This window comes from Corynebacterium mastitidis DSM 44356 (assembly GCF_000375365.1).
Classification (GTDB): Bacteria; Actinomycetota; Actinomycetes; order Mycobacteriales; family Mycobacteriaceae; genus Corynebacterium; species Corynebacterium mastitidis.
This window is the reverse complement of sequence record NZ_AQXB01000036.1, coordinates 1-1300: the sequence shown is the minus strand read 5'-3', so window position 1 is coordinate 1300 and position 1300 is coordinate 1. Positions and strand designations below refer to the sequence as shown.

Genomic DNA, 1300 nt, shown 5'->3' with positions numbered 1-1300 from the left:
CCCCATGTGAGGGGTTGGGGCAGACGGCAGGATGGGGGCAGCGGTCAAGGCTGCATGCTCGTGCTAGGCTTCTGAGGTGCTGTTTTCCCGAAAGGTCAGCGTCATCCGTCGGGTTGCAGGCCGGGGTTCCGCCTGCATCGAGGATGCAGCCCAGGCCCGTGAAGGCTCACGTCTGGGCCTCATTTGAATTATCACTGTACAAAGATAGGTATTGGGGTTATGGATTTATTTTCCGCTTATGCGAGAATCAGAATGTGGTTTCAGCCGTACTATAGGCCACAGAAGAGGGGGATTCGTTTTACTTTTAGTTCACATCCTGTCAAGAAGAACAAGGTGCGCACTAATCGGGTGAAAAAGGTTCGTTCTCGTCAGGCTTTATTTCCGCAGCGGTCGGTGAGTGATGTGGGTAATCGCGTGTCTGGGGCGAGGGATATTCCGGCTGTCAGGGTGATGAATTATCCTCATCCTCTTGATAAGGTGATGGGTTTTAAGAATCTTCCTGCCCCTGGGGAGGTGTGGTCATATCATGATCGGACGCGGCATCAAGTGGTGGCGCATTTTGTTCCGGGTTCGGGTTCTGTTTATCGGGGTCGTAGTGGTGCGGCAAGGAAGAAGTTAAAGCCGCTTGTCTACCCTAAGATTGATAAACCGTATGATCGGACTCATTTGATTCCGGTGGGGTATCATGGTTCTGAGTCGGATCAGCGTTTGCTTATCGGGTGGGATAGTAGGAATAACCAGGGGCCTTTGAATGATTTTGAGCGGCGTCAGAGGGGGCGGAAAGAGGCGATCATCTGGATGACGACGGTGAAGAAGACGGGGCAGGGTGCGAGGTGGGAGTATCGGATCTATCGTGCTTCCGACCGGGAACTTCTTGATAAGTATGAGTGGGACTACACGGCCAATTTCGCTTGGACCTAAATCGTTTTGATGATACCGAACTATTAGGTCGAGCTTAAAGAGTCACCTCGCGGGGTGACGTGATTGGAGTTTGACAATAAATCAATTCTACGCTTTAGCTCATTAAGAATATCTTCGGAAGATATGGAGCTAAGCAGTTCCCTTTGGTGCATTTTTTTAATCTCCTCCCTTGCCACTGCCGCAGATTCACGACCCTCTTCATGAGTTATCACTCCAGAGGCCACCAGTCCCAGTATTGGATCAATTTTGCAATATCGGCAAAATTTTACCATGCTCCAAGGATCCGGCACACCCCCTTTAAGCCACCTATAGATGGTGGGATTACTTACCCCGATACTCTTTGCAATTGCCGGAATCGACTTTCCTTCTGTTGCGCGAC

Annotated in this window: 2 protein-coding genes; one reads left to right on the top strand and one right to left on the bottom strand. The window is 50.5% G+C overall.

Annotation, left to right across the window (positions count from 1 at the left end):
* Positions 1–219 precede the first annotated feature (219 nt).
* Entirely contained in the window at positions 220–921 is a 702-nt protein-coding gene (locus B140_RS14100) for a hypothetical protein (protein WP_156801814.1), read from the top strand.
* Between the two features lie 23 nt (positions 922–944).
* On the opposite strand, the gene B140_RS14255 is transcribed toward B140_RS14100, so the two are convergent.
* Positions 945–1300, bottom strand: a 356-nt coding sequence (locus B140_RS14255) for a helix-turn-helix domain-containing protein (protein WP_211208173.1), incomplete at its 5' end; no start/stop codon positions are given.